Raw genomic sequence first — 461 nt, forward strand, 5'->3', positions numbered from 1 at the left:
GGGCCGCCAGCGCCCCGGCCCGGTCCCGCGCCGCCTGCGCCATGGCCTCGGCCTGCGCCGCCGCCGTTTCGGCATCCCGTTGCGCCGCAGCCAGCTGCGGGGCAAGCGCGATCCGGGCCTCCTGCGCCGATTGCAGCGCCGCCCGCGCCGCGCCGACGGCCGAGACCGTCGCCGCCAGCCGTTCGGCAAGACCTTGATCGGAAAGGTCACTTTCCCCGGCAAGGGCAAGGGCTGGCGCCAGTGCCGCGGCCAGCCGGTCGCCCTGGGCCGCTGCCTCGGTCAGGCGGGCCGCGGCCAGCGCTTCCTCCTGCGCGGTTTCGGCCTGCAGCAAAGCCAGCCGCTCGCGCGTGCTGCGATGCGCCAAAAGGGCCCGGCGCAGGCTGTCACGGTCGCGCTCGGTGCCCGCTAGACGGGTGCGCAGCGCCGAAATCTCCGCCTGCGCGGCGGCCTCGGCCGTTTGC

General features: G+C 76.6%; 1 pseudogene. It reads right to left on the bottom strand.

Features of this window, described 5'->3' with window-relative positions:
* A pseudogene (locus tag FBT96_RS20970) lies at positions 1-461 on the bottom strand (hypothetical protein); the annotation flags it as partial.

This window comes from Rhodobacter capsulatus (assembly GCF_005144475.1).
Classification (GTDB): domain Bacteria; phylum Pseudomonadota; class Alphaproteobacteria; order Rhodobacterales; family Rhodobacteraceae; genus Rhodobacter; species Rhodobacter capsulatus_C.